The organism is Brevundimonas sp., assembly GCF_041911375.1.
Lineage (GTDB): Bacteria > Pseudomonadota > Alphaproteobacteria > Caulobacterales > Caulobacteraceae > Brevundimonas.
Genome location: NZ_JAYRPA010000038.1, coordinates 56,154 through 81,083, shown reverse-complemented (window position 1 = coordinate 81,083; position 24,930 = coordinate 56,154). Strand labels below are relative to the sequence as shown.

Genomic DNA, 24,930 nt, shown 5'->3' with positions numbered 1-24,930 from the left:
GCCGACCTGGCGCCGCCCGCGTCCATGATAGGATTTCGCCGAGATTTTTTAGAGGTTTTGTAGAGCCCGCCCGGTCGGATCTGCATGTTCGGGCCCTGACCCCATGACCGTTAAATCAACATCCATACGGCGCGGGACTTCTGCGACTGGCCGGGATGGACATCTTCCGCTTCCAGGCCGGCAGGATCGGCGAGCACGGGGATATCATCCAGCGCACTCCCGACGCCGCCGCCCACGCCGACGCCGACACGACGTTCTGACGCCCAGCCATCCCATTCACGCGCATTTTCGTCCGCGGCGCCTTCTGGAGACATCTTCGCCCCCCTATCTTGGCCTTATGCCCGTCGCCCGCCTCTCCAGCCGCGCCCTGATCTCCGTGACGGGGCAAGACGCACGGCCCTTCCTGCACAATCTGCTGACGCAGGACGTCGAAGGGCTCGCGCCGGGCCAGTTGCGCTTCGGCGCCCTGCTCTCCCCGCCCGGTCGCCTGCTGTTCGACCTGTTCATCCTCGGCCAGGACGACGGCGTCCTGCTGGACGTGGCTGCCGACCGGCGCGAAGCCCTGCTGCAGCACCTGTCGATGTACAGGCTTCGCGCCGCCGTGGAGATCGGGGCCGACGATCGTCCCGTCTTCGCCGCCTGGCCCGACGCGCCTGACGGCTTCCTGCCGGATCCGCGCACGCCGCTGCTCGGCGGACGCCGCTACGGGCCGGGGACCGCCGACGCGACCGAGGCCGACTACGATGCGCATCGCCTGTCGGTGGGCGTTCCCGATCCGACCGGCGATGCGCCGCAGGACAAGACCTACCCGATCGAGGCCGACTTCGACCTCCTCAACGGCATCGACTTCGCCAAGGGCTGCTTCGTCGGCCAGGAGACGACCTCGCGCATGAAGCGGCGCGGCACGATCAAGAACCGGATGATGCCCCTGACCTTCGACGGCCCGCCGCCGGCCTTCGGCGCCGAGGTGCTGAAGGGCGACCTCCGCGCCGGCGAGGTGCTGACCGGCCGCGACGGCATTGTCATGGCCTTGCTTCGCCTCGACCGCCTGGACGGCGGCCTGACCGTCGACGGCCGCCCCGTCCATGTTCGCCGCCCGGAGTGGATGCCCGACGCCTGAGCCCTTCCGCTTTCCGGAACACAATGGCAACATCGCCGCATGACCGATTCCCAGTCCCAGGGCCGTTGCGGCTGGTGCGGGACCGACCCCCTCTATGTCGCTTATCATGACCAGGAGTGGGGCGTGCCCGAGCGCGATCCCCGCGCCCTGTGGGAGAAGCTGGTCCTCGACGGCTTTCAGGCCGGCCTCGCCTGGATCACCATTCTCAGGAAGCGCGAGGGCATGCGCGACGCCTTCGACGGCTTCGACCCCGAGATCGTCGCCCGCTACGGCGAAGAGGACATCCAGCGCCTGTTGGCCGACGCCCGCATCATCCGCTCGCGCGCCAAGATCAACGCCGCGATCAACGGCGCCCGCATCTGGCTGGCGATGCGCGAGGACGGCGAGGACTTCTCCGAATGGCTGTGGTCCTTCGTGGGCGGTCAGCCGATCCAGACCGAATGGCGCGATTTTCGCCAGGCCCCGACGCAGACGGCAGAGTCGGCCGCCATGGCGAAGGCGCTGAAGGCGCGCGGCTTCAACTTCTGTGGTCCCGTGATCGTCTACGCCTTCATGCAGGCGGTCGGCATGGTCAACGACCACCAGACGACCTGCTTCCGTCACGCCCAGGTTCGTGCGATGGCGGGCCATGGCTAAAGCTCCCGCCAAACCTTCGGCCAAGACCCGGGCCTTTCCGACGCTGACGCTGGAGACCGTGCTGATCCAGCAGGTCAACGGCCCTGTCTGCGGCGTTGACGAAGCTGGACGGGGGCCGTGGGCCGGGCCGGTCTCCGCGGCCGCGGTCATCTTGAACCCCGACGACCTGCCCGAGGGCGTCGACGACTCCAAGGCCCTGACCGCTGCACGCCGCGAGGCGCTGGAGGTGGAGATCAAGGCCCGCGCCGTCGCCTGGGGCGTCGGCTTCGCCTCGGTCGAGGAGATCCACGAACTGAACATCCTGCACGCCACAGGCCTGGCCATGTGCCGCGCCATAGAGCAATTGGCGGTGACGCCGGTCGCCGCCCTGGTCGACGGCAACTATCGATTCAAGCTGCCGTGCGACGTTCAGACGGTCGTCGGCGGCGACGGCCTGTCCTTGTCGATCGCAGCCGCCTCGATCCTGGCCAAGACCGCGCGCGATCGGCTGATGATCGAACTGGACGCCCAGTATCCCGGCTACGGCTTCGCCAGCCACAAGGGCTACAACGCCCCGGCGCATCAGTCGGCCCTACGTGCGCTTGGTCCCTGCCCCGCTCATCGTCGCGGCTGGTCGCCGATCAAGGCACTTCTAGAAGAAGCGTGACGCCTCAGACGTGCATGAAGCCGCCGAGCAAGGCGCCCATGAGCGCCGCGACCGCAGCCCCGGCGATGGCCAGCATCCACCGCGGCGGGGCGCTCAGCTCGGGCTCGGCGACCTCTTCGACCTGCGCCTCCACCTCGACCGGTCGGCTGTAGCGAGCGACGTTGTGTGTGAAGGTCTGGCGCGCATCCGGGCGCGGCGCGTCCCACGACCAGTCCGCCTCGGCCACCCTCGGCGCCCATGACTTGGGCTCCGCCGCCGGACGGGTGCAAAAGTCGTCGGCGCGATCAGGAGTTCCGGACGGATGAATGGGCGGTTGCATGTGCGAACAACGGCACGCCGCCGATTCGCGTTCCCGGCCTCGCTTGCGTTGTTTTTTCGGCGCTTACGCGGCGACCGGAAGCTCCACCGGCCGATCAGTAACCACGAACAGGTGCTCGACATTGCGCAGTCGGCCCACCTGCCCCACCTTTTCGCCCTTTGGATTGTGTATCCCGATGCGCGCCCCGACGTAGCGCGGGTGAGCGATCTCGACCACTTGAACATGCCCGCGCGCCGACAGCATGGCCGTCAGCTCCTCGCGGCTCAGATAGCCCTCGTCGTTGAAGCTGACGATGAGGTTCGGCGCCCTCACGCGCTCGACGACCGACTGCAGGGCCGGGCCGATGCCGGGGCGACTGTTGAAGGCGCTCTTGCGGGTCTTCACGTCCACCCGCTTGTTGGCGATGCCGTAGGTCTCGGGCCGATCCCAAAGCACCAGGCTCTCCCAGACATGGTAGTTGGCGAGGTACGAATGCTGGTTGTAGGGCGGGTCCAGATAGATCAGCTCCGCCTCGATATCGCCCGCCATTTCGACCGCATCGCCCTGCGTCGCCCGGCACGGCGCGCCAACGGACGGGACCAGATCGGGCAATCGCAGTTCCAGCGGCTTCAGCGCCCGGGGCGCCCAGCGCTTCATATAGGCCATCTGCACCCCGGCGGTGGAATCGACCCGATCCGCCGCCTCCATCAGGCTGACCAGGACCACTGCTTTCAACTCGGGCTCCAGCGCCATCGCCTCGATCCGGTCGCGCATGGCGTCGATCCGCGCGCCGTTGTCGGGATGGAAATAGCGCGCGTCCTCGCAAAAGGCCCCAGTGAACCACCCGGCCTCCGGCTTCACGCCGCGCAGTTCGGCCAGCACCACTTCGGCCTGGGCGATCCACCGCTCCCGGTCGGCCTGGACATAGGCGGTCGCCAGGGCATGGGCGTAGGCGTTGTGGTCGTTCGACCAGACCTGGAAGCCCTGCTTCTTCAACGCATGGCCGACCCGCGCGGTGCCGGAAAACAGGTCGCACACCCGGCCGCCGTTAGGCAGCAGCCCCGCCACAGCGGCGGTCACATGACCCAGCAGGGCGCGCTTGGACCCGATGTATTTGATCATGTGCGCCGCCGACTCATCGGCCGCACCCTAACCGTCTACGATCGACAGGGGGAGAGGCGTCGCCGGCGACGGCCTCAGCTCTTTCGCCGGCTCTTGGGCTTGGCCGCCGGCGCATGGGCCAGACGCAACAGATTGGCCGCGCCCGGCGCCCCGAACGGCGTGCCCGCCAGGATCAGGATGCGCTGCCCCGCCTCGGCCAGTCCGTATTTCACGGCGCTGTTCACGGCGTCGTCGGTCACGTCCTCCAGCGAAGCCGGCTGGTCGCCAAGCCGGGGCTCCAGACCCCACACCAGAGCAAGGCGCCGCGCAGTCGAGGCGTTGGGCGTCAGCACCAGGATCGGCTTCAGCGGCCGCTCGCGCGCCATCCGACGCGCCGTGCCGCCCAGCGTCGTGAACACCACCAGACAGGCCGTCGAGGGCGCATCCGCCGCCTTGCGTGCGGCGCCGACCAGGGCGTCGACGTCATGTTCATCCATGCCTGCGTGCTCGGCACCCATCAGGCTGGGCCACATCGGGTCGCGCTCCACCCGCTCGATGATGCGGCTCATGATGCCGACGGCCTCCATCGGATAATCGCCGGAAGCCGTCTCGGCCGACAACATCAGGGCGTCGGCGCCCTCGTACACCGCATTGGCGACGTCGGTCGCCTCGGCTCGGGTCGGGGCCGGAGCGCTGGTCATCGATTCCAGCATCTGGGTCGCGACGATCACCGGCACGCCGCGATTGCGGGCCGCGCGCACGATCTGCTTCTGTGCGACCGGAACTTCCTCCGGGTCCATCTCGACGCCCAGGTCGCCGCGCGCGACCATGACGCCGTCGCAATAGTCCAGAATGGCCTCCAGGTCGGCCAGGGCGGCGGGCTTCTCGATCTTGGCCAGACACGCCGCCTGACCGTTCACGATCCGCTTCAGCTCAGCCATGTCCTCGGGCTTCTGCACGAAGCTAAGCGCCACCCAGTCCACCCCCATGCGCAGGGCGAAGGCCAGGTCCTCACGATCCTTCGGCGTCAGGGCCGAAACCGGGATGACCGCCTCGGGCACCGCCACGCCCTTGCGGTCCGACAGTTTCGAGCCGCTCTCGACCGTCACATCAGCCCATTCGTCGGTCCGCTTGCCGACGCGCAGCCGCACCCGGCCGTCGTCCAGCAGCAGCAGCATCCCCTCGCGCAGAGCCTTGAAGATTTCCGGGTGCGGCATCTGCACCCGCGTCTCGTCGCCGGGCGTCGGATCCAGGTCAAAGCGCATGACATGGCCCGGCTTGACCGTGATTTCGACATCCTTGAACCGCCCCAGCCGCAGCTTGGGCCCTTGCAGGTCGGCCAGCACGCCCAGCGGCCTTTGCAACGCCATCTCCGCCCCGCGCACCGCTTTCAGCGCCGCCGCATGATCCTCGTGCGAGCCGTGGCTGAAGTTCAGGCGGAACACGTCCACGCCGGCCTGGGCCAGGGCCTTGACCGTCCCGGGCGCGCGGCTTGCGGGCCCAAGGGTCGCGACGATGCGCGCGCGGCGGGCTCTGTTCATGGGGGCTCCTGGGGTATGGCGGCTCTCGCGGCCGCTGGATCAGCTTGCGATCCTTCTGCCAACGAAACTTACCGGACGTAAGGCCCGCACCCCGCCGGGAAACACGAGTTTACGATCCTCGAAACAGGAGTTTATCGCCCCACCGCGGCCGGCGCGGCGTCGCACGCGTCCACATCGAAGCCGTTCAGGTCGATGCACCGCCCTTGCACCGTGGGCGCGTCCACGCCGATGACGTGAGCCAGGGTCGGGGCGATGTCGATGGTGCGGATGGGCAGAAACCGCTCCTGGCCGGCGGAGCCGGGCCACCAGAAGATGATCGGCACACGCCGATCGTACTCCCACGGCGTTCCATGGCCGGAGATCGCGCCGCCGACACGTCCGCCGGCGACCACGTTCGGCTGGAAGGCCAGAATGATGTCCGGCGACCGGGCGTCCACGACCGACAGCCGCATCCGCTCGGTCAGGGTCAGCATCTCCGGATTGCGCGAATCCGGAATCGGCTGGGCCAGCAGCCGCTCGCGCGTTTCGGCGAAAGCCACGTCCGGCAGTCGTCGCAGCGCTTCCACCGCGGCCTCCGCGACCTGGGTCCGCAGCGGCTCGGCCAGCGCGCGTCCCTGGCCATCGGCCACGACGACGCCGCTGCCCCCCTGCTGCAATGGCGCCGCGTCCAGGCCGAAGCGCTGCTGAAGCTCGGCGCTGACCGCGGCGAAGCCGGCCATGTCGGCGCGCCGGGCATGGGGATAGCCGCGTGCGGCCAGCCGCTCGACGAAGTCGGACCCGCCGTGGTCGGCCGTCAGCACGACCAGCGCGCCGCCCGGCGTCTGCGCCACCCGGTCCAGGAAGTCGCCCAAAGCCTCGTCCAGCCGATGCTGCTGTTCGCACATCTCGGGCCCTTGGGTGCCGAAGCCGTGCCCGATGCGGTCGGTGCCCGACAGGCTGACGCCCAGCATGTCCACCGCCTCGCCCTGCCCCAGACGCTGACTGTCGAGAAGATACGTCGCCGCCTTCAGCGTGTGCTCGTCCAGCAGCGGCGATTCGTCGAACTCCGGATCGGCCGGCGGCAGCGCCGAATGGAAGGTCTCGCCACGGATGATCCAGTCGCCGGCCATCGCCCGGCATTCTTCATGCCGATGGTCCCAAGTCACGGGCCCGCCCGCCATCTCGGCCCTGAAGGCGGTGTTGAACGCCGCCACCGGCGCCAGCCGCGCCTCGGCCGTCTGACCGGGCTCGACATAGGTGGTCAGGCCGAAGCCGTCGGTGAACCAGAACGCCTGCCCCTGATGACCCGCCAGGTTGATCGCCCCCCGGTCCTTGCCCGATACGGCGAAGACCTTGCTTTGGGGACTGGCGGCCAGCAGCCAGTCGCCCAGGCTGGTCGCCTTGATCTGGTCGGGGCCGACCGGCCCGTTGTCTGTGTCGTCTCGGCCGTGGGCTAGGTGGTTCTGCGGCGCCGCGAGGCAATAGACTTCCTTGCCGGTCCGGGGGTCGATCCAGTCGTTCGCGGGAATGCCGGTTTCGGCCGGGTGCATGCCGGTCAGCACGGTCGAGTGGCCGGGACAGGTCTCGGTCACCCCATGCGTCTGATAGCCGTTGATCGACACCAGTCCCTGGTCGGCCAGTCGCTTAAGCCCGCCCGTGTAGCGGCTGCGGTACTGGTCAAACAGATTGGCGCTGAACTGGTCGACCACGATGGTGACGACCAGCCGGGGCGGCGCCGTCCGATCCTGTGCATCCGCCCTGCCAGGAAGAGCCGCTCCCGCCGCCAGGACCGCCGATAGCAACGCCGGTGCAAATTTCATCACGCCACTCCCGAAAGGTCGCACGCAGATGCTCCTATCGGGACCTCATTGCAACGCCGTGACGCCCACCGCGCTGAGGCGGGATCAGGACGCGGGCTGCGGCTCCAGTCGCGCCATGGAGGGACGCTCGTCCGCCTTGGCCGCCGCCGTGGCCTCGACCGCCCGCATGACGCGGAGCAGGTTCTCGCCCGAGATCTTGCGGATGTCCGCTTCGGTCCAACCCGCCTGCATCAGCGCCGCCAGGATGCGCGGATAGGCGTCGACCCCGCCCATGCCCTCGGGCAGACTTCCGATGCCGTCGAAGTCCGCGCCCAGGCCCACATGATCGACGCCCGCCACATCGCGCACGTGCTGGATGTGGGCGACGACGTCCGCCAGCGTCGCCTGCGGCGTGGGATGGGCGTCGTCCCAGGCCTTCAGCCCGGCTTCCACCGCCGCAGGATCGCCGGGATTGAGCGACTTCAATCGCGCGTCCTCGGCCGCCCTGCCCGCGTTCCAGGCGCGCACCGTCTCGGACACAAAGCCCGGAGCCAGGTTGATCATCACGATCCCGCCGTCCTGCGGCATCATCCGCAGCACATTGTCGGGCACGTTGCGGGGATGGCCCGTCACCGCCCGCGCCGAAGAGTGCGAGAAGATCACCGGGGCCTCTGACACGCGCATGGCGTCCAGCATGGTTTCCTCCGAGACGTGGCTCAGGTCCACCATCATGCCCAGGCGGTTCATCTCCCGGACGACGTCTTCACCAAAAGCGTTCAACCCGCCCCACTTCGGCGCGTCTGTGGCGCTGTCGGCCCAGGTCGTGGTCTTCGAGTGGGTCAGCGTCATGTAGCGGGCGCCGGCGCGATAGAACTCGCGCAGCAGCGCCAGCGAGTCATCGATCGAATAGCCGCCCTCCATGCCGATCAGGCTGGCGATCCGCCCCGAATCGAAGACCGCATCCACCTCGTCCGCCGTCGTCGCCAGACCGAAGGTCTCGGGATGGGCGGCGATGATCCGCTTGGCCGTGTCGATCTGCTCGAACGTCTCTTCGACCGCTTCCAGCGGCGTCAGACTGGCCGGCACATAGACCGACCAGAACTGGCCGCCCACGCCCCCCGCCCGCAGCCGCGCGATGTCAGTGTGCAGCTTCGTCGAAGCCGAAAGATCCCGCGTCAGGTCCACCGCATAGACATCGTTGCCATAGGACTGTCGCAGCGCCCACGGCAGGTCGTTGTGCCCGTCGATCAGCGGCGTGGTCTTCAATATCTCCAGCACGCGGGCCTCGTCCGCCGGCTGGGCCTGCGCGGCGGCGGCTGTGATCACAGCGATGGCGACCCCGGCCAGAAAATGTCGGGACATGACGCATCTCCTCTTGGAACAGGCGTCACCATGTCAGACGAAGACGTCCAGACAAGCCTCTCTTTATGCGGGCCCGCCTGGCGACGCCGATTCACCCTAATCGTTAGAACGAAAACAATCACGAACAGGCATCAACACCGCTCAGGATTGTCGAGGAACAGATGCCGGACACCACGACCGCCTCCATCGCGCTCATCGCCTTCGCGGTTATCATGGGGGCATGGGAGGTGTTCCGCAGGTGGCGCGCGCCGCGCACGTGGAAACGGCGGAACAGGCGGCGCGCCGAACATCGTGCCCCCGCTTTGCGCGTCGTGAAGCCTACTGTCGCTTCGGCCCAGCTCGACATCGTAATGACAGCCACCTTCGCGCCTCGACGCATCATGTCGCGCGGGGAGGCTGCGGTCTTCTACGCAGCGGAACGCGCGCTGAAACGCCTCGACGTCAAGGGACGGGTCATGGCGCAGGTCAGCTTGGGCGAAATCCTGAGTTCTCCAGACGAAGCCGCCTATCGCGCTGTCAACAGCAAGCGAGTCGACATCCTTCTGATATCGAACAGCGGCCTTCCGCTGGCGGCGATCGAGTATCAGGGCGAAGGGCACTATCAGGGAACCGCTCACGCTCGTGATGCCGTCAAAAGAGCCGCGCTGCAGCGCGCTGGGATCGCCTACATAGAGACCACGCCCCGGCATGACGCCGACGACCTCGAGCGTGACATCGCCCGCGCACTCGGCGTGACCCCACAGATGGCGTGATCCTTGTCTGGAAGACGTGTGGCGAAGCGCTCAGACAACCTGCCCAGATGACGGCGCGCGCGCGACGTGGTTCAAGCGCGCCATGAGCGACACCGCCCCCGCCGATCCGCTCGACCTCAGGAAGGTCGAGGCGCGCGCCTGGTTTGAACAGTTGCGCGACCGCATCCACGCCGCCCTCGAGGCGCTGGAGGACGCAGCCCCTCCCGAGCTGTTTCCCGGCGAGCCGGGCCGGTTCGTCCGCACCGCATGGGAGCGGGCCGAGGGCGGCGGCGGGGTCATGGGCATGATGCACGGCCGGCTGTTCGAGAAGGTCGGCGTCCACGTCTCGACCGTTCACGGCGCCTTTCCTGCCGATTACGCCAAGACCGTGCCCGGCGCGGCGGACGATCCCCGCTTCTTCGCCACAGGCGTCAGCCTGATCTGCCATCCCGTCAGTCCGCGGGTGCCGGCGGTGCACATGAACACGCGTTTCATCGCCACGACCCAGAGCTGGTTCGGCGGGGGCGCTGACCTGACCCCGGTGCTGGACGCCGACCGCCGCAGGGATCATCCGGACACTCTGGACTTCCACGCCGCCATGAAGGCCGCCTGCGACGCCTACGACCCCGACTGGCATGCGCAATACAAGGCCTGGTGCGACGACTACTTCTTCCTGCCCCATCGCAACGAGCCGCGTGGCACGGGCGGCATCTTCTATGACCACCACGACAGCGGCGACCATGCGCGGGACTTCGCCTTCACCCGCGATGTCGGCCTTGCCTTCCTCGACGTCTATCCTCGCATCGTGGCGGCGCGAATGGGCGAGCAGTGGACGCCCGAGGAGCGCGAGGAGCAGTTGATCCGGCGCGGGCGCTATGTGGAGTTCAACCTGCTCTACGACCGTGGCACCATGTTCGGCCTCAAGACCGGCGGCAACGTCGATTCGATCCTCAGTTCCATGCCCCCGGTGGTGAAATGGCCGTGAAGTCCCCGATCGCCCGCATCCTGATCCGCAGCTTGGCCACCACCGTTCTGTTCGTGGTGCTGTATGGAATCTATCTGACCATCGGCCGCCAGCCCGACATTCCGATGACGCTTGCGGCGACCGGCGCCTTCTACTTCGCCGCCGCCCTGGTGATGGAGCGGTTCGTCTTTCCTCGCCTGGGCCTCTAGCGCATCAAGGCGGCGAAGGCGTCGCCCGCGCGGCTGCGGTAGCGTTCCTTGTGCCGAAGCAGGCGAAAGGGCCGTTCGGGCAGGTCGAACGGCGCCGTCGCCAGGCGTCCCGCCGCCACGGAGGCGTAGGCCACGCTCTCAGAGAGCGCCGTGGCGCCGGCGCCCGCCTCGGCCGCAGCCAGCACGGCCTCGTTCGACGGCAGGGTCATCGCCACCGGCAGCGAGGCCGGATCGAGGCCCGCAGACCGCACTGCCGCCTCCAGCGTAGAGCGGGTGCCCGAGCCTGGTTCGCGCAGCACCCACGGCGTGGTCGCCAGGTCCTCCGCCGCGAGGCGCCGCCGCCGCGTCGCCCAGGGATGATCCGGCGCCACCAGCACGGCCAGCCGATCGGAACCCACCACCGCCGACGACAGCGCCGGTTCGTCGACAGCGCCCTCTACCAGACCGAGCTCGGCCGCACCGCCCAGCACCGCCTCGGCCGCCTCTCGCGTATTGCCGATGGCGACGTCCAATTCGATCGCCGGGTGCGCCTTGTGGAACGCCACCAGTCGGCGCGGCAGCCAGTAGCTGGCGATGGTCTGGCTGGCGAACACGGCCAGTCGGCCGCGACGAAGGGCGCTCATGTCCGCCAGCGCCGCCTCGGCCGCCGCGGCGCGGGCCAGCACCGCCTTCGCCTCGGGCAGAAAGACGCGTCCCGTCTCGTTCAGCACCACGCCGCGCCCGACGCGGTCGAACAGGTGAACCGCGTGCTCGGCTTCCAGCGCGGCCAGAGCATTCGATACGGCCGACTGGGTCATGTTCAGCGCCCGCGCCGCAGCGGTCACATGCTGCCGCTCGGCCACGGCGACAAAAACCCGCAGGCGCTCCAGGGTCACGATTGATCTCCAAATCGGATTGAAATCACCATAACTATGCGTTGGATTGACGTCGAGGCCGCGCGCAGTCTGCCGTCATGACCGCTCCGACCACGGACATTGCGATCGACGCCCCGTCGTGGCCGGGTGGTAATCCCTCGGAAGTCGCGCCCGGATTGATGCTGTGCGCGGCGGTGACGGTCGCCGCCTTCGCCTTGGCCGAAATCGAACAGCGATTGTTTGGCCATCCGTGGCTGGAGCCGCTGGTTCTGGCGATCCTGGTGGGCGCGGCGCTCCGTGCGGTGTGGTCGCCGGGCCCACGGTGGACCTGTGGGATAAACTTCGGGGCGAAGACGCTGCTTGAGGTCGCGGTGGTCCTGCTGGGCGCCTCGGTCAGCATGGCGACGCTGACGTCGCTGGGGGGCGCCTTCGTCCTTGGCATCTTTCTTCTGGTGGCCGTCGCGATCGGCGTCGGCTTCGGCCTGGGCCGGGCGCTGGGCCTCAATCCGCGCATCGCCATGCTGGTGGCCTGCGGCAACGCCATCTGCGGCAACTCGGCCATCGCCGCAGTAGCCCCGGTGATCGACGCCGACGGCGAGGAGATCGCGACCTCCATCGCCTTCACCGCCGTACTGGGCGTGATCGTCGTCCTGACGCTGCCGCTGCTGGGGGTGCTGATGCAGATGTCGGCCGTCCAGTTCGGCGCCCTGGGTGGCCTGACCGTCTACGCCGTGCCGCAGGTCCTTGCCGCCGCCGCACCCTTCGGCGCCGCTGCGGCCCAGACCGGTACGGTGGTCAAGCTTGTCCGCGTCCTGATGCTGGGTCCGGTTGTCTTCACCCTGTCGCTGATCGCGGGGCGGCGGCGACAGGCAGGGACGCCCGGCCTGCATCGGCTGGTCCCCTGGTTCATCATCGGCTTCATCGCCATGATCGGCCTGCGCTCGACGGACCTTATCCCCCAAGCCGCCCTGCCTGGCCTGGCCACGGCCTCCGGCCTTCTGACGGTGACGGCCATGGCGGCGCTGGGCCTGCAGACCGACATACGCGCCGTGGCCCGCGCTGGCGGCCGGGTCGTGGCGGCTGTGGTGCTTTCGCTGGCGGCCCTGCTGATGCTGGCGCTGCTGCTGATCCGCTTGATGGAGCTCTAGATGCCGCTTCCGTCGGTCTCCACCGGCGGCGGCGTCAACAGCAGGAAGGCGCGAATCCAGGCGGTCAGCACCGGGCGGTCGTTCGGCCGCGCCAGGCTGGCCACAGCCTCGTCCGCGACCGCATCGGCGATGCGATGCCCGCGCCGGCTCTCGACCAGCGCCGCCGCATACTCCGGCTGGAACTCGGGGTGGCACTGGAAGGATATGGCGTCCTCGCCCCAGGCCAGGCCCGCGTAGGGCGTGAAACCGCTCGAGGCGATCACGCGCGCGTCAGGCGGCGCCGTGACCACCTGGTCCTGATGCGACACCGGGATGGACAGCGTGCGGGCGCGGGGGTGCATCCACGGCTCGTCGGACCGGATGTCGTAGCGATGCAGGCCCACGCCCCACCCCTTGTCCGACTTCTCGACCGTTCCACCGAAGGCATGGGCCATCGCCTGGTGACCGAAGCAGATGCCCACCAGCCGCGTCCGCCCCCGCGCCGCCCTCAGCCAGTCGATCAACTGCGGGATCCAGGGAAGGTCGTCATAGACCCCTGCCGCCGAGCCGGTCACGATCGCGCCCTGAAAGGCGGCGGGATCCTCGGGAAGGCGCCCATTCTGCACGTCGAAACGCGTCGTTGGCACCCCCTCGCCCAGCAGGGCCCGGAACCGGGCGGGATAATCGTCGAAGTCGTCCTTCAGATCCTCGGGCGGATGTCCGGCTTCCAGGATGGCGATACGGGTCATGCCCTGAACCTAGGGAGTCTGGTCAGAAGGTCCAGACCTCGCTCCTGGCGCCGGCGTCGCCCAGCGTCCCCGCCACCCAGCCGCAGACCTCATCCGCCGCAGCCTCGGCGCCGGGCGGCGGATTGACGACGACCAGGGCGCAGCCGTTCATCTTCATCGGATTGGTCAGGGGGCGCAGCCGCGCCTCGGCGACCAGGGTAGGCCCCGCCTTGCCGTTCAACCGCCGGATGAAGCCGTCAAATGTCTCCAAGTCCTTCAGCGGCGTCCAGATCGCGATGGTCGCGCCGGGATCGCGCATCCGGATGGTGATCGCCGTGTCCGCCGCCCGAACATAGTCGTCGGGCCGCTCGAAAGGCGGATCGATCAGCACCAGCGGCGACCAGGCCTGCGCGGCCTCTGCGATCGCTCCGTCATACCCGTCGCCCTCGCGCGATTCGGCGTCGGGATGGTTCTTCAACGCCTCGACCAGCAGGGCCCGCACCGGCGGGTTCAGCTCGAAACCGACATAGCGTCCGCCCTCCCCCAGACGGCGCGCGATCAGCAGCGGCGATCCGGGATAGAAGCGCACGGCCCCGTCCGGGTTGGTCGCCCCGACCTCCTCAGCCAGGGCGTCCAGCAGCGGCGGCCGCCCGTCGGCGGACATCAGACGCCTGACGCCCGCCTCGGCCTCCTTCGAACGCGCCCCGTCACCGGTCAGGTCGTAAAGGCCCGCGCCCGCATGCGTGTCGATCACCGTCCGCGCCCCGGCCCGTGGCGCGTCCAACAGCCACAGCAGCAGGGCGTGCTTGACCAGATCGGCGAAGTTTCCAGCGTGGAAGCTGTGACGATAGTTCATCCGCCCTCGTCCCCCGCGCGATCCGCCCGGTCAAGCGGAACCCGCTGAACAGCCGCCGCGTTCGTCGCTTGCCCTGATGCCGAGCATCCAGACGGGTGCAGGAACGCGAATGCCCGACGGATCTCACGCCTTCGAAACCGATATCGAATTTCCCCAGGGACTGACCTGGTGCAGCGACGAACAGCCCGGCCTGAGCCGTCGTCGCTCGGGCAAGGGCTGGTCCTACCGCGACGCGAAGGGACGCGTGATCACCGACGCCAAGACACTGGACCGCATCCGCGCCTTGGCGATTCCGCCGGCGTGGACCGACGTCTGGATCTGCCCGCGGGCGAACGGCCACATCCAGGCCATCGGCCGCGACGTCAAGGGCCGCAAGCAGTACCGATACCATGCCGACTGGAGCACGGCCCGGTCGACCAACAAGTTCGACCGCCTGCCCGCCTTCGCGCGCGCCCTTCCGAAGCTGCGCGCGCAGGTGGAGCACGACCTCGGGCTGAGGGGGGTGTGCAAGGCCAAGGTTCTGGCGACCGCCGTCCGACTGCTGGAGCTGACCCTGATCCGGATCGGCAACGCGGTCTACGCCAAACAGAACCGCAGCTACGGCCTGACCACCCTGCACAAACGCCATCTGGAAATGGACGGCGCGGCCCTGACCTTCGAGTTCCGCGGCAAGAGCGGCAAGGATCACAGCGTCAGCGTCCGCGACCGCCGGCTGGCGCGCGTCGTCCGCGCGCTGGAGGACCTGCCCGGCCAGCAGCTGTTCAAATATCGCGACGCCGAGGGCGGCCTCTGTCCCGTGACGTCGGACGACGTCAACGCCTACATTCGCGAGGCCATGGGCGATCAATTCTCGGCGAAGGACTTCCGGACCTGGGCAGGCACCGTATCCGCCGCGCGCGCCCTGCGCGACATGGAGCCTCCAACCTCGCCCACCGACGCCCGGCGCAAGATCACCGTTTGCGTCAAGGCCGTCTCGGGCCTCCTGGGCAACACCCCGACGGTGTGCCGCGCCTCCTACGTCCACCCGAAGGTGTTTGAACTGTATCAAGACGGCCAGTTGCCGAATGTGCTGCCAGGTTCGGAAACAAAGGGGTTCGAGCCCGCCCTCATTCGCCTGCTGACCCAAACCTGAAAAAAGGTTAAGTTGAGAGAGCGCCGTTCGGCCATTATCGCCGCCGGATCGCCAACCGGGGCCTACGCATGAAGCTCTCCAACGCCTTTCTGCGCCTGGCCGTGCTGTTCGCCCTGATCGGCGTCGGCATCGGCTACTACATGGGCGCGACCCATAACTTCGTCGCCGCGCCCGTCCACGCCCACGTGAACCTGCTGGGCTGGGTGTCGATGTTTCTCTACGGCCTGTTTTACCGCGCCCACGCCGACGCCTCGGTCGGCCTGCTGCCAAAGCTGCACTTCGGTTCCGCGGTCGCAGGGCTGCTGATCTTCATGCCGGCGCTGGCCGTAGAGGTCGTCGGCCCTGTTGATCTCATGGCCTTGGCTGGCCTCGGTTTGGTCGTGGGCCCGACCCTGGTGGTGATCGGCATGGCGCTGTTTGCGATCATCGTCTTCCGCCACACCCGTGGCGCGGCGGTCCCAGCCTAGGCCCACGCCGGACAAGCGCGACGACATCATCCGTCCGGACATGACAGAAGGCGGCCGCCTTCGCGCGCCGCCTTCGATCCGTCAGTCTCGAGACAGCCTTAGGCCGCCTGGCTCCAGTCCAGCACCACCTTGCCCGACTGGCCCGACTTCATGGCCTCGAAGCCGTCGCGGTACTGGTCAAAGGCCAGGCGGTGGGTGATGAGCGGCTGAAGGTCCAGACCGGCCTTCAGCAGACCCAGCATCTTCCTCCAGGTCGTGAACATCTCGCGCCCATAGACGCCCTTGATCGTCAGGGCCTTCAGAATGATGGCGCCCCAGTCCGTCTCCATCGGCTTGCCGGGAATGCCCAGCATGGCCATGCCGCCGCCCATGATCAGGGTGTCGACGCATTGCTTGAAGGCGATGGGGGAACCGGACATTTCCAGCGCCACGTCGAAGCCGACCTTCAGGCCCAGCTCCTTCATGACGTCGTGGATGTCTTCCTTGGTCGTGTTCACCGTGCGCACGCCCGGCGCCACCTTCTGCGCCAGCTCCAGCCGGAAATCGTTGATGTCGGTGAGGACGACGGTGCGGGCTCCGGCGTGACGGGCGACGGCGGCCGCCATCATGCCGATCGGTCCCGCGCCGGTGACCAGGACGTCCTCGCCCAGCAGATCGAACTGCTGCGCGGTGTGAACGGCGTTGCCGAACGGATCCAGGATCGAGCCGATCTCATAGGGGACGTCGTCGGGCAGTTCGATGACGTTGAAGGCCGGCGCCACCACGAACTCGGCGAACGCGCCCTGGCGGTTCACGCCAATGCCGCGCGTGTGCGGATCCAGGTGGAAATGCCCCGCGCGGGCGGCTTCGGAGTTCAGGTCGATGACATGGCCCTCGGCCGAGACGCGCTGACCGATCCTGAGCGGGCGATCCACGTCCTTGCCGATGGCGACGATCTCGCCGGCGAACTCGTGGCCGGTGATCATCGGGGTCGGCACGTTCTTCTGGGACCACTCGTCCCAGTTCCAGATATGGATGTCGGTGCCGCAGACGGCCGTGCGGTGCACCCGGATCAGCACGTCCTCCGGCCCCGCCTGGGGGATCGGCGCGTCGATCAACTCCAGGCCGACGCCGGGCGCGGTCTTCGCCAGGGCCTTCATCGTGTCGGTCATAGTCTCAACTCCCTGAAATCGGCCTCAGGCTCTTTCCGAGGCCTGCGGCTGAGGCCCCACGCCTCCTCGCCGCCCGTGTTCGTCGATGGCGCGCGAAGTGGGCTAAATGACGCCCAGTTCCTTGCCGGCCTGAGTGAACGCCGCAACGGTCTGGTCGATCTGGTCGAAGGTATGGGCCGCCGACATCTGAGTGCGGATGCGGGCCTGACCGCGCGGCACCACCGGAAAGCTGAAGCCGATGACATAGACGCCAAGCTCGAGCGCGCGCGCCGCGAAATCCTGCGCTAGCTTGGCGTCGCCCAGCATGACCGGGATGATAGGGTGCTCGCCGTCCAGCAGGGTGAAGCCGGCGTCGGCCATGGCGTTTCGATAACGATGGGCGTTGGCGGACAGGCGGGTGCGCAGGGCGTTCCCCTCAGACCCTTGGGCGATGCGGATGGCTTCCAGGCTGGAACCACAGACGGCGGGCGCCAGGGCGTTGGAGAACAGATAGGGCCGCGCCCGCTGCTTCAGGAGCTGCACCACTGACTTCTTCGCACAGATGAAACCGCCCATCGCCCCGCCCAGCGCCTTGCCGAAAGTGCCGGTGACGAAGTCGACCTCGACGCCGTGGTGGGCGAAGGAGCCCTTGCCCTGCGGACCCAGGAAGCCCGTCGCGTGGCAGTCGTCGACCATGATCAAAGCATCATATTTGTCCGCCAGCGCCCTGATTTCATTCAGCTTGGCGATGTAGCCGTCCATAGAGAACGCGCCATCGGTGGCGATGATGATGTCGCGGGCGCCGGCCGCGCGGGCCTCCTTCAGCCGCGCCTCCAGCTCGTCCATGTCGGAGTTGGCGAAGCGATACCGCTTGGCCTTGCACAGGCGGACGCCGTCAATGATTGATGCGTGATTCAGGCTGTCGGAGACGATCGCGTCGTTCTCGCCCAGCAGGGGTTCGAACAGGCCGCCGTTGGCGTCGAAGGCGGCGGCGAACAGGATGGCGTCCTCGAAACCGAGATAGGCGGCGATCGCGGCCTCAAGCTCCTTGTGGATCTCCAGCGTGCCGCAGATGAAGCGCACCGAAGCCGTGCCCGCCCCCCACTTCTGTTGCGCCGCAATCCCCGCCTGGGTCACGCGCTCGTCGCCCGCCAGCCCCAGATAGTTGTTGGCGCAGAAGTTCAGCACGTCGCGACCGCCGACCTGGATCACCGGTCCCTGGCGCGAGGCGATGATGCGCTCGGGCTTGGTCAGCCCCTGGGCGTCGATGTCGTTCAGTTCGCCGGCGACGCGGTCGTAGAAGCTCTGGGTCATGGGCGCGACCTACGCCGAATCCGGTCGGCTTTCCACCCCGCCTGCGCCGCGTCAGCCCGCGGCGCGCAGCGGGCTGACGCGGATGCGGTTGCTGCACGGGCTGAACTCGAACGGGGCGGTGATGGCGTCGGTGTCTGACGGCGCGATCACACGGATTCCGGCGGCGGTCGGACAAGCCTTCTGACCCTCGGCCTCGTTGGGCACCACATTCCAGGCCATCTCGAACAGGGCCTTGGCCCGAGGCGCCAAGGTCACGGGCGTCGGCGCCTGCCCCTGGCGGAAGTAGCTGCCAGGGCTTTGCTCCGCCCGGATCGCCGTCAGGACGTCCCCGTCGTCGTCTTGAACCGTCACGGTGGGATAGCCGGTCAGGGTGCAGGCCTGCGTTCCCGCGTTCTGGAGCGCGAAGTTGCGGACGCGATTGCCGGCGCCGGCGTCCCCGCCTTCGACCGACAGCTTCAACTGCGCGCCCTTGCAGGGCGCCGTCGCGGGCGTTACCCCGCCTGCCGCGGTCGGCGGCGGTAGGCCCGCCGACGGCGCCGTCCCCGCCGTGGGCCGAACGCAACGTTCCATCACCGCCGCGCCGGTCCGGTTGTCCGGTCCCAGGCGGCTGAGGGTGGCGCTTTCCTCTCCGTCCCGGTTCACCGTCCACCATTCGACGCCTGAGCCGACATAGCGTGCGCCGCTAGCCGCCTCGACCGAGCGGAGGGCCAAGGTCTGGCCGCGATAGGCAAGCTCCGCCGTCGCCGTGTCGGGATAGCGCGCCTGGATGGTCACACCGCTCTCGCAAGCGTAGGCGATCGCCGGTGTCGGCGCGGTCTCCGAATCCACGGCTGGCGCCTGCACGGGGGCCGGCGACTGTTCCGGCTCGGACGGCTGACACGCGGCCAGCCCGGTCAGGGCGGCGATGGCGACGGCGGCAAGGCGACGGGTCATGAGAAGTTCCTTCCGCCAACCTAACGGCACAGGTCGCCGAAAGGCTCCGCTTGCCGTTCGCCTCAATGCCCGTCTCGGGGCGTCTCCATCAGTTCGATCAGCACCCCGCCCATGTCGCGCGGATGCAGGAAGACGACCGGCGTCCCATGCGCCCCGATGCGCGGTTCGCCCGTGCCTAGGACGGTCACGCCCTTGGCCCGCATCTCGGCGACGGCGGCGTGGATGTCGGCGACCTCGAAACAGACGTGATGCTGGCCGCCCTTCGGATTCTTGGCCAGGAAGCCGACGATGGGGCTGGTCTCGTCATAGGGTTCGATCAACTCGATCTGGGCCGTCGGCGTGTCGATGAAACAGACCTTCACCCCCTGCGCCGGCAGGTCGAAGGGCTCGCCGATCCTGGTGGCCCCCAGGATGTCGCGATACAGCTTGATCGAGTCCGCGATGGAAGGGGTGGCGACCCCGACATGGTTCAGGGCGCCGATCATGACTTATCCTTTGCAGGCGCCGGCTGGGCGTAACCCAGCCTCTGGTTCAGCTTCTCGATCAGGTCCACCGCCGTGTCGGCGATGGCCGAGCCGGGCAGATAGACGGCCGCCGCGCCCATATCGAGCAGCGGCTGGACATCCGACGGCGGGATGACGCCGCCGACCACGATCATGATGTCGGGCCGGCCCAGCCGTTCCAGCTCGGCCTTCAGCTCGGGGACCAGGGTCAGGTGGCCCGCTGCGAGTGAGCTGGCGCCCACGGCATGCACGCCCTTCTCCACCGCGTCCTGGGCCGCCTCGGCCGGAGTTTGGAACAGGGCGCCGGCCGTGACATCGAAGCCCAGATCGCCATAGCCGGTGGCGACCACCTTCTGGCCCCGGTCGTGCCCGTCCTGGCCCAGCTTGGCGATCAGGATGCGCGGCGGCCCGCCGTCGTTCTCGACGAAGGTGGCCACCATCTCGCGGGCGCGCGCGAAACGGGCGTCATCGCCGGCCTCCTTCGCATACACGCCGGACACGGTCTGGACCGTCGCGACGTGACGGCCGAAGGCCGCCTCCAGCGCGTCCGAAATCTCGCCCACCGTCGCCTTGGCGCGGGCGGCCTGGACCGCCAGCTCCAGCAGGTTTGCGTTTCCGCGCGCGCCGTTCGTCAGCGCCTCCAGCGCCGCATCGGTCGCGGTCTGGTCGCGTTCGGCCCGCAGGCGTTTCAGCTTCTCGATCTGGGCGGCCAGCACCGCCGCATTGTCGACCTTCAGCATCGGAATATCGTCGACGACGGGGTTCAGATATTTGTTCACCCCCACCACCGTCTGCTGGCCGGTGTCGATCCGGGCCTGGGTCTTGGCGGCGGACTCCTCGATCCTCAGCTTGGGGATGCCCGCCTCGATGGCCTTGGCCATGCCGCCCAGGGCCTCCACCTCCGCCATATGGGCCCGCGCCCTTTCGGCCAGTTCGTGGGTCAGCCGCTCGACATAATAGCTGCCGCCCCAGGGGTCGATGACGCGGGTCAGGCCGGTCTCCTGCTGAAGCAGGATCTGCGTATTGCGCGCGATCCGGGCCGAGAAGTCGGTCGGCAGCGCCAGGGCCTCGTCTAGGGCGTTGGTGTGCAGGCTCTGCGTCTGTCCGCCCGCCGCCGCCATGGCTTCGACCATGGTGCGCGACACGTTGTTGAACACGTCCTGGGCGGCGAGGCTCCAACCGGATGTCTGGCAGTGGGCGCGCAGGGACAGGGATTTGGGGTTCTCGCCCCCCTCCTTGCGCACCGCCTCGGCCCACAGCAGGCGGCCGGCCCGCATCTTGGCCACCTCCATGAAGTAGTTCATGCCGATGGCCCAGAAGAAGCTCAGGCGCGGCGCGAACCGGTCGATGGGCATGCCCGCCGCGACGCCCGCCCGCAGATACTCGATCCCGTCCGACAGGGTGTAGGCCAGCTCGATATCGGCCGAGGCGCCCGCCTCCTGCATGTGATAGCCGCTGATCGAGATCGAGTTGAACTTCGGCGTCTCCTGCGCCGTCCAGGCGAAGATGTCGGCGATGATCCGCATGGAGGGCTCGGGCGGATAGATGTAGGTGTTCCGAACCATGAACTCCTTCAGAATGTCGTTCTGAATGGTCCCGGTCAGGGCCGCATGCGGCACGCCCTGTTCTTCGGCCGCGACGACATAGAGGGCCAGGACCGGCAGCACCGCCCCGTTCATCGTCATCGACACCGACATCTGGTCCAGCGGGATGCCGTCGAACAGGGTCCGCATGTCGTAGATGCTGTCGATGGCCACGCCGGCCATGCCGACATCGCCCTTCACCCGCGGGTGGTCCGAGTCATAGCCCCGGTGCGTCGCCAGATCGAAGGCGATCGACAGCCCCTTCTGCCCCGCCGCCAGATTGCGGCGGTAGAAGGCGTTCGATTCCTCGGCGGTCGAGAAGCCGGCGTACTGGCGGATGGTCCAGGGATTGCCCGCATACATGGTCGGATAGGGCCCGCGCACGAAGGGCGCGAACCCCGGCAAACCGTCCTGGTGCGCCAGCCCCGCCAGCGCTTGCGGGCCGTAGGCGGTCTCGACCGTCAGCCCCTCGGGCGTCAGCCACGGATCACGCGTCGGCCCCTGCCCTACCGGCCCCAGGTCCAGGGCGACCTTGCTGAAGTCGGGAAAGCTCATGCGATCGCCTCCTCGAAGGCCGCCGCGAAGCGGATGGGGCTCAAAGGTTCGCACACCCGTTCGATCGGCGGCGGCGCGGCGTCGGCCGCCTCGACGGGCGCCGGCCGCACGTCCGCGTCCACATATTGGGTCACCCCGATGATCTGGGCCGCGCCGTTCTTCAGCGCCACCTCCCGCAGAGCGCGGGCGCGGGCGATGCGGGGCTGGATGATCGAGCCCTTCAACGCCTCGATCAGACCGCCCTCGGTCTGGATCATCTGGAACTCGGCCCAGCCGGCCTCGGCGAGATCCCGCGTCCGGGCGTCCAGATACCAGCTCCCCGCCGCCGGATCATCCACCCGGCCCAGATGCGCCTCCTCCATCAGCACCAGCTGGGTGTTGCGCGCCTGACGCCGCGCGAAGGCGTCAGGCCGCCCCGCCGCGCGGGTGAAGCCGTCCAGCACCATCACATCCGCACCGCCGACCGCGCCCGCAAACCCAGCCGCCGTCAGCCGCAGCAGATTGGGCCAAGGATCGCGCGCCGACAGCATCCGCCGCGACGACCGCGCCTCGATCACGGCCGGCATCTCGACGCCGAACGCCTTGGTCAGGCTGGACCAGATCAGCCGCATGGCCCGCACCTTGGCCAGGCTGTCGAAATAGTCCGCATCGACCGACAGGCCGACGACCGTGCCGCGCAAGGCCGCCTCGACCGACATGCCGGCGTCAATGGCCGCCTTCACATGGGCCACGACGCTTGACGCCGCGAAGGCCAGTTCCTGCGCGGCCGATCCGCCCGCCTCGTGCGCCACTCGCCCGCTGGCCAGAAAGAAGGTCGCCTCGGGATAGCCCCCCGCATGCCGCGCCGCCGTATTGGCCGCCAGGCTCAGATGCTCCTCGACCGAACGCGGCGCCCCGCCCGCCTCGGCAAAGGCCGAAACCGGGTCCAAGTGAAACCTCAGCTTGGCGCGCGGCGAGCCCTTGGCCACGACGGCCAGAGCGTTGGCCGCATCCGGCCCGTCGATCCCGGCGTCCAGCGCCACCGGCGCCAGCTCCAGCGCCACGCCGCCCAGCGCCCGACCCAGCGGCGCGGAATCCGCCAGCACCCGCCCCTTCAGCACCACCGAAGCCGCGCCGTTCTCCAGATCGGTCAGGACGGCGGCGTTGACCGCCTCGGCCTCGTCCCCCTCGACCAGGGTCCGCAGATCCCACGCCCGACCTTCCGAGTCCGACGGACGCGGCGCAAAGATCGGCTGCACGCCGGTCGCCCCCGCATACAGCGGCCGCGTCACCAGCTGGTCCGCGTCGAGGTGCATCAACGCCTCGATCGGCCGATCCTTCAGCGCCTTCTGGGCCGCCTCGCGCCACTCGAGGGGCGTGGGCGCGGGAAAGGCCGTCATCATCCGAACTCCACCAGCACGTCGTCGGCCGCAACCGGATCGCCGTCCTTGGCCCCGACCGCCTTCACCACGCCGTCGCGTTCGGCCTTCAGGATGTTCTGCATCTTCATGGCCTCGATGATCGCCACGGTTTCGCCGGTCTTGACCTCCTGGCCGACCACCACCGGGATCGAGACCACCAGGCCCGGCATCGGCGACAGCACCATCTTCGACGTGTCGGCCGCCGCCTTTTCAGGCAGGCGAGCGTACAGTTCGGCGACGTGGGGACGCAGCACCCGCACCCGCGCCTTGGCGGCGCGGTGACGGATGTCGAAGCCGTCGGCGACGCGCTTGACCTCGGCGGTGAAGGGTTCGCCGTCCAGCTCAGCCTTGAACTGGGCGAGGCCCGGCCGCCAGTCGATGTCCGACAGGCGGATGTCGCCGCCGCCCGTCAGGGTCAGGATCATCGCCTCATCCGCGTCATAGGACAGGCCGACGCCGTGGGGCGTCTTGTCGACCAGCACGATCCAGTCGGTGCGGTCCGACGGGTCGCCGTCCTGTTCGGCGATCACCTCGTGCATCGCCATGGCCGAGGCGATCAGGATGCGCTCCTGATCCTGCGTCGGACGCAGGCCGTGAAAGCCGTCCGGGAACTCGTCCTTGATGTAGCTCGTCGACAGATTGCCCGACCTGAACCGCTCCTGGTCCATCACCGCCGCCAGGAAGGGCACGTTGTGGCCCAGGCCCGACAGGTGGGTGTCCTCCAGGGCGCGGGCCATGCCCTCGACCGCCGCCTCGCGCGTCGCGCCCCAGGCGCACAGTTTTGCGATCATGGGGTCGTAGAACATGCTGATCTCGTCGCCCTCGCGGACGCCGGAATCGTTGCGGACCACATAGCCGTCCTGCTCGCCCTCCTCCGGCTGCTCGTAGCGGACCAGTCGCCCGATGGAGGGCAGGAAGCCGCGATAGGGATCCTCAGCGTAGATGCGGCTCTCGATGGCCCAGCCGTCGATCTTCAGGTCGTCCTGTTTGAACGCCAGATGCTCGCCCCAGGCCGAACGGATCATCTGTTCGACCAGATCGACCCCGGTGATCAGCTCCGTCACCGGATGTTCGACCTGTAGACGCGTGTTCATCTCCAGGAAATAAAACGACTTGTCCTGACCCGCGACGAACTCGACCGTGCCCGCGGAGTCATAGTTCACGGCCTGGGCCAGGGCGACGGCCTGCGCCCCCATGGCGGCGCGGGTAGCCTCGTCCAGCAGGGGCGACGGCGCCTCTTCGATGACCTTCTGGTTGCGGCGCTGGATCGAGCATTCGCGCTCGAACAGGTGGACGACATTGCCGTGCTTGTCGCCCAGCACCTGAATCTCGATGTGGCGCGGGTCGACGATGAACTTCTCCAGGAAGACCCGGTCGTCGCCGAAGGCGTTCAGCGCCTCGGCCTTCACCGCCGCGAACCCCTCGGCCATGTCGGCGTCCGAATGGGCCACGCGGATGCCCTTGCCGCCGCCGCCGGCCGAGGCTTTGATCATGATCGGATAGCCGATCTGGTTGGCGATCCTGACCGCCTCCTCCGGCGTCTCGATCAGGCCCATATGCCCCGGCACGGTCGAGACCCCGGCCTCGGCCGCCAGCTTCTTGGAGCTGATCTTGTCGCCCATGGCCTCGATGGCCTCGGGATTCGGCCCGATGAAGGCGATCCCCTCGTCCCTCAGCCGCCGCGCGAACCCGGCGTTCTCGCTCAGGAACCCGAACCCCGGATGCACGGCTTGCGCCCCCGTCTGGCGCACCGCCTCGACGATCTTGTCCGTCAGCAGATAGGACTGCGCCGCCGGCGCCGGCCCGATCAGCACCGCCTCGTCGGCCATCTCGACCGCCAGCGATCCGGCGTCGGCCTCCGAATAGACCTGCACGGTCTGGATGCCCATGCGGCGGCAGGTCTTGATGATCCGAACCGCGATCTCGCCCCGGTTGGCGATGAGGATTTTGGAGAACATGTCT

Annotated in this window: 24 protein-coding genes; 9 read left to right on the top strand and 15 right to left on the bottom strand. The window is 68.4% G+C overall.

Going from position 1 to position 24,930, the window contains the following annotated elements:
* The first annotated feature begins 337 nt into the window (after positions 1 to 337).
* Genes ACE3PU_RS07930 through ACE3PU_RS07920 form a run of 3 tightly spaced genes read left to right on the top strand, consistent with a single transcriptional unit; the run spans position 338 to position 2,402 of the window.
* Positions 338 to 1,120 carry a folate-binding protein YgfZ gene (locus tag ACE3PU_RS07930; RefSeq protein WP_374388442.1) on the top strand — a complete coding sequence of 261 codons (783 nt, stop codon included), beginning with the start codon at positions 338 to 340 and terminating at the stop codon, positions 1,118 to 1,120.
* 39 nt (positions 1,121 to 1,159) lie between these two features.
* On the top strand, positions 1,160 to 1,756 hold the full coding sequence (locus ACE3PU_RS07925) for a DNA-3-methyladenine glycosylase I (protein ID WP_374388440.1): 597 nt from the start codon (positions 1,160 to 1,162) through the stop codon (positions 1,754 to 1,756).
* A complete protein-coding gene (locus ACE3PU_RS07920; protein ID WP_374388438.1) occupies positions 1,749 to 2,402 on the top strand; it encodes a ribonuclease HII in 654 nt (217 codons plus the stop codon). Before ACE3PU_RS07925 ends, ACE3PU_RS07920 begins: the two co-directional genes overlap by 8 nt.
* A gap of 4 nt (positions 2,403 to 2,406) precedes the next feature.
* Here ACE3PU_RS07920 and ACE3PU_RS07915 read toward each other — a convergent pair whose 3' ends face one another.
* From ACE3PU_RS07915 to ACE3PU_RS07895, 5 genes are all read right to left on the bottom strand, one after another.
* Positions 2,407 to 2,721: a hypothetical protein gene (locus ACE3PU_RS07915; protein ID WP_374388436.1), complete on the bottom strand. Its 315-nt coding sequence runs from the start codon at positions 2,719 to 2,721 to the stop codon at positions 2,407 to 2,409.
* 63 nt (positions 2,722 to 2,784) lie between these two features.
* Positions 2,785 to 3,822, bottom strand: coding sequence for a DNA adenine methylase (locus ACE3PU_RS07910; protein ID WP_374388434.1), 1,038 nt, complete (start codon positions 3,820 to 3,822; stop codon positions 2,785 to 2,787).
* Between the two features lie 74 nt (positions 3,823 to 3,896).
* Positions 3,897 to 5,342, bottom strand: coding sequence for a pyruvate kinase (gene pyk / locus ACE3PU_RS07905; RefSeq protein ID WP_374388432.1), 1,446 nt, complete (start codon positions 5,340 to 5,342; stop codon positions 3,897 to 3,899).
* A 131-nt stretch (positions 5,343 to 5,473) separates the two neighbouring features.
* Positions 5,474 to 7,141: an alkaline phosphatase family protein gene (locus tag ACE3PU_RS07900; protein WP_374388430.1), complete on the bottom strand. Its 1,668-nt coding sequence runs from the start codon at positions 7,139 to 7,141 to the stop codon at positions 5,474 to 5,476.
* Between the two features lie 84 nt (positions 7,142 to 7,225).
* Positions 7,226 to 8,482 carry a dipeptidase gene (locus ACE3PU_RS07895; protein ID WP_374388428.1) on the bottom strand — a complete coding sequence of 419 codons (1,257 nt, stop codon included), beginning with the start codon at positions 8,480 to 8,482 and terminating at the stop codon, positions 7,226 to 7,228.
* Between the two features lie 161 nt (positions 8,483 to 8,643).
* Here ACE3PU_RS07895 and ACE3PU_RS07890 point away from each other — a divergent pair, with 161 nt between their 5' ends.
* From ACE3PU_RS07890 to ACE3PU_RS07880, 3 genes are all read left to right on the top strand, one after another.
* Positions 8,644 to 9,234 (top strand): DUF2726 domain-containing protein, encoded by a 591-nt coding sequence (locus ACE3PU_RS07890; protein WP_374388426.1) that lies wholly within the window; start codon positions 8,644 to 8,646, stop codon positions 9,232 to 9,234.
* A gap of 82 nt (positions 9,235 to 9,316) precedes the next feature.
* A complete protein-coding gene (gene hemF / locus ACE3PU_RS07885) occupies positions 9,317 to 10,198 on the top strand; it encodes an oxygen-dependent coproporphyrinogen oxidase (RefSeq protein WP_374388423.1) in 882 nt (293 codons plus the stop codon).
* The gene (locus ACE3PU_RS07880) at positions 10,189 to 10,386 is read left to right on the top strand and encodes a hypothetical protein (RefSeq protein ID WP_374388421.1); all 198 of its coding nucleotides are present in this window, start codon (positions 10,189 to 10,191) and stop codon (positions 10,384 to 10,386) included. Before hemF ends, ACE3PU_RS07880 begins: the two co-directional genes overlap by 10 nt.
* Here the strand turns inward: ACE3PU_RS07880 and ACE3PU_RS07875 are convergent.
* Positions 10,383 to 11,261, bottom strand: a complete 879-nt coding sequence (locus tag ACE3PU_RS07875; RefSeq protein WP_374388419.1) for a LysR family transcriptional regulator — start codon at positions 11,259 to 11,261, stop codon at positions 10,383 to 10,385. The two genes, ACE3PU_RS07880 and ACE3PU_RS07875, sit on opposite strands and share 4 nt — an antisense overlap.
* Positions 11,262 to 11,338: 77 nt before the next feature.
* Here ACE3PU_RS07875 and ACE3PU_RS07870 point away from each other — a divergent pair, with 77 nt between their 5' ends.
* Positions 11,339 to 12,388 (top strand): YeiH family protein, encoded by a 1,050-nt coding sequence (locus ACE3PU_RS07870; RefSeq protein ID WP_374388417.1) that lies wholly within the window; start codon positions 11,339 to 11,341, stop codon positions 12,386 to 12,388.
* Here the strand turns inward: ACE3PU_RS07870 and ACE3PU_RS07865 are convergent.
* Together ACE3PU_RS07865 and rlmJ are read right to left on the bottom strand one after the other, a co-directional pair.
* Positions 12,385 to 13,116: a type 1 glutamine amidotransferase gene (locus ACE3PU_RS07865; RefSeq protein ID WP_374388415.1), complete on the bottom strand. Its 732-nt coding sequence runs from the start codon at positions 13,114 to 13,116 to the stop codon at positions 12,385 to 12,387. The two genes, ACE3PU_RS07870 and ACE3PU_RS07865, sit on opposite strands and share 4 nt — an antisense overlap.
* Before the next feature lie 22 nt (positions 13,117 to 13,138).
* Positions 13,139 to 13,951, bottom strand: a complete 813-nt coding sequence (rlmJ, locus tag ACE3PU_RS07860; protein WP_374388413.1) for a 23S rRNA (adenine(2030)-N(6))-methyltransferase RlmJ — start codon at positions 13,949 to 13,951, stop codon at positions 13,139 to 13,141.
* A 109-nt stretch (positions 13,952 to 14,060) separates the two neighbouring features.
* On the opposite strand from rlmJ, the gene ACE3PU_RS07855 reads away from it, so the two are divergent.
* Positions 14,061 to 15,083 (top strand): DNA topoisomerase IB, encoded by a 1,023-nt coding sequence (locus ACE3PU_RS07855; protein WP_374388411.1) that lies wholly within the window; start codon positions 14,061 to 14,063, stop codon positions 15,081 to 15,083.
* A gap of 68 nt (positions 15,084 to 15,151) precedes the next feature.
* Positions 15,152 to 15,550, top strand: a complete 399-nt coding sequence (locus ACE3PU_RS07850) for a hypothetical protein (RefSeq protein WP_374388409.1) — start codon at positions 15,152 to 15,154, stop codon at positions 15,548 to 15,550.
* 98 nt (positions 15,551 to 15,648) lie between these two features.
* Here ACE3PU_RS07850 and tdh read toward each other — a convergent pair whose 3' ends face one another.
* From tdh to ACE3PU_RS07815, 7 genes are all read right to left on the bottom strand, one after another.
* Entirely contained in the window at positions 15,649 to 16,689 is a 1,041-nt protein-coding gene (gene tdh, locus ACE3PU_RS07845; RefSeq protein WP_374388468.1) for an L-threonine 3-dehydrogenase, read from the bottom strand.
* A gap of 114 nt (positions 16,690 to 16,803) precedes the next feature.
* Entirely contained in the window at positions 16,804 to 17,994 is a 1,191-nt protein-coding gene (locus ACE3PU_RS07840) for a glycine C-acetyltransferase (protein ID WP_374388407.1), read from the bottom strand.
* 51 nt (positions 17,995 to 18,045) lie between these two features.
* Entirely contained in the window at positions 18,046 to 18,927 is an 882-nt protein-coding gene (locus ACE3PU_RS07835) for a DUF4232 domain-containing protein (RefSeq protein ID WP_374388405.1), read from the bottom strand.
* A gap of 62 nt (positions 18,928 to 18,989) precedes the next feature.
* Positions 18,990 to 19,412 (bottom strand): methylmalonyl-CoA epimerase, encoded by a 423-nt coding sequence (gene mce / locus ACE3PU_RS07830; RefSeq protein ID WP_374388402.1) that lies wholly within the window; start codon positions 19,410 to 19,412, stop codon positions 18,990 to 18,992.
* The gene (scpA, locus tag ACE3PU_RS07825) at positions 19,409 to 21,568 is read right to left on the bottom strand and encodes a methylmalonyl-CoA mutase (RefSeq protein ID WP_374388400.1); all 2,160 of its coding nucleotides are present in this window, start codon (positions 21,566 to 21,568) and stop codon (positions 19,409 to 19,411) included. The genes mce and scpA overlap by 4 nt, the downstream gene beginning before the upstream one ends.
* Entirely contained in the window at positions 21,565 to 22,947 is a 1,383-nt protein-coding gene (locus tag ACE3PU_RS07820) for a methylmalonyl-CoA mutase family protein (RefSeq protein WP_374388398.1), read from the bottom strand. The genes scpA and ACE3PU_RS07820 overlap by 4 nt, the downstream gene beginning before the upstream one ends.
* A complete protein-coding gene (locus tag ACE3PU_RS07815) occupies positions 22,947 to 24,926 on the bottom strand; it encodes an acetyl-CoA carboxylase biotin carboxylase subunit (protein WP_374388396.1) in 1,980 nt (659 codons plus the stop codon). The genes ACE3PU_RS07820 and ACE3PU_RS07815 overlap by 1 nt, the downstream gene beginning before the upstream one ends.
* Between the last annotated feature and the right edge of the window lie 4 nt (positions 24,927 to 24,930).

Excerpts from the sequence above, each read along its gene's own strand:
- ACE3PU_RS07920 (WP_374388438.1), top strand. The coding sequence starts at position 1,749 with ATGGCTAAAGCTCCCGCCAAACCTTCGGCCAAGACCCGGGCCTTTCCG.
- ACE3PU_RS07925 (WP_374388440.1), top strand. The coding sequence starts at position 1,160 with ATGACCGATTCCCAGTCCCAGGGCCGTTGCGGCTGGTGCGGGACCGAC.
- ACE3PU_RS07835 (WP_374388405.1), bottom strand. The coding sequence starts at position 18,927 with ATGACCCGTCGCCTTGCCGCCGTCGCCATCGCCGCCCTGACCGGGCTG.
- ACE3PU_RS07870 (WP_374388417.1), top strand. The coding sequence starts at position 11,339 with ATGACCGCTCCGACCACGGACATTGCGATCGACGCCCCGTCGTGGCCG.
- mce (WP_374388402.1), bottom strand. The coding sequence starts at position 19,412 with ATGATCGGCGCCCTGAACCATGTCGGGGTCGCCACCCCTTCCATCGCG.
- ACE3PU_RS07880 (WP_374388421.1), top strand. The coding sequence starts at position 10,189 with ATGGCCGTGAAGTCCCCGATCGCCCGCATCCTGATCCGCAGCTTGGCC.
- ACE3PU_RS07815 (WP_374388396.1), bottom strand. The coding sequence starts at position 24,926 with ATGTTCTCCAAAATCCTCATCGCCAACCGGGGCGAGATCGCGGTTCGG.
- ACE3PU_RS07865 (WP_374388415.1), bottom strand. The coding sequence starts at position 13,116 with ATGACCCGTATCGCCATCCTGGAAGCCGGACATCCGCCCGAGGATCTG.
- ACE3PU_RS07895 (WP_374388428.1), bottom strand. The coding sequence starts at position 8,482 with ATGTCCCGACATTTTCTGGCCGGGGTCGCCATCGCTGTGATCACAGCC.
- tdh (WP_374388468.1), bottom strand. The coding sequence starts at position 16,689 with ATGAAGGCCCTGGCGAAGACCGCGCCCGGCGTCGGCCTGGAGTTGATC.
- ACE3PU_RS07840 (WP_374388407.1), bottom strand. The coding sequence starts at position 17,994 with ATGACCCAGAGCTTCTACGACCGCGTCGCCGGCGAACTGAACGACATC.
- ACE3PU_RS07910 (WP_374388434.1), bottom strand. The coding sequence starts at position 3,822 with ATGATCAAATACATCGGGTCCAAGCGCGCCCTGCTGGGTCATGTGACC.
- hemF (WP_374388423.1), top strand. The coding sequence starts at position 9,317 with ATGAGCGACACCGCCCCCGCCGATCCGCTCGACCTCAGGAAGGTCGAG.
- scpA (WP_374388400.1), bottom strand. The coding sequence starts at position 21,568 with ATGAGCTTTCCCGACTTCAGCAAGGTCGCCCTGGACCTGGGGCCGGTA.
- pyk (WP_374388432.1), bottom strand. The coding sequence starts at position 5,342 with ATGAACAGAGCCCGCCGCGCGCGCATCGTCGCGACCCTTGGGCCCGCA.
- ACE3PU_RS07915 (WP_374388436.1), bottom strand. The coding sequence starts at position 2,721 with ATGCAACCGCCCATTCATCCGTCCGGAACTCCTGATCGCGCCGACGAC.
- ACE3PU_RS07820 (WP_374388398.1), bottom strand. The coding sequence starts at position 22,947 with ATGACGGCCTTTCCCGCGCCCACGCCCCTCGAGTGGCGCGAGGCGGCC.
- ACE3PU_RS07850 (WP_374388409.1), top strand. The coding sequence starts at position 15,152 with ATGAAGCTCTCCAACGCCTTTCTGCGCCTGGCCGTGCTGTTCGCCCTG.
- ACE3PU_RS07855 (WP_374388411.1), top strand. The coding sequence starts at position 14,061 with ATGCCCGACGGATCTCACGCCTTCGAAACCGATATCGAATTTCCCCAG.
- ACE3PU_RS07930 (WP_374388442.1), top strand. The coding sequence starts at position 338 with ATGCCCGTCGCCCGCCTCTCCAGCCGCGCCCTGATCTCCGTGACGGGG.
- ACE3PU_RS07890 (WP_374388426.1), top strand. The coding sequence starts at position 8,644 with ATGCCGGACACCACGACCGCCTCCATCGCGCTCATCGCCTTCGCGGTT.
- ACE3PU_RS07900 (WP_374388430.1), bottom strand. The coding sequence starts at position 7,141 with ATGAAATTTGCACCGGCGTTGCTATCGGCGGTCCTGGCGGCGGGAGCG.
- rlmJ (WP_374388413.1), bottom strand. The coding sequence starts at position 13,951 with ATGAACTATCGTCACAGCTTCCACGCTGGAAACTTCGCCGATCTGGTC.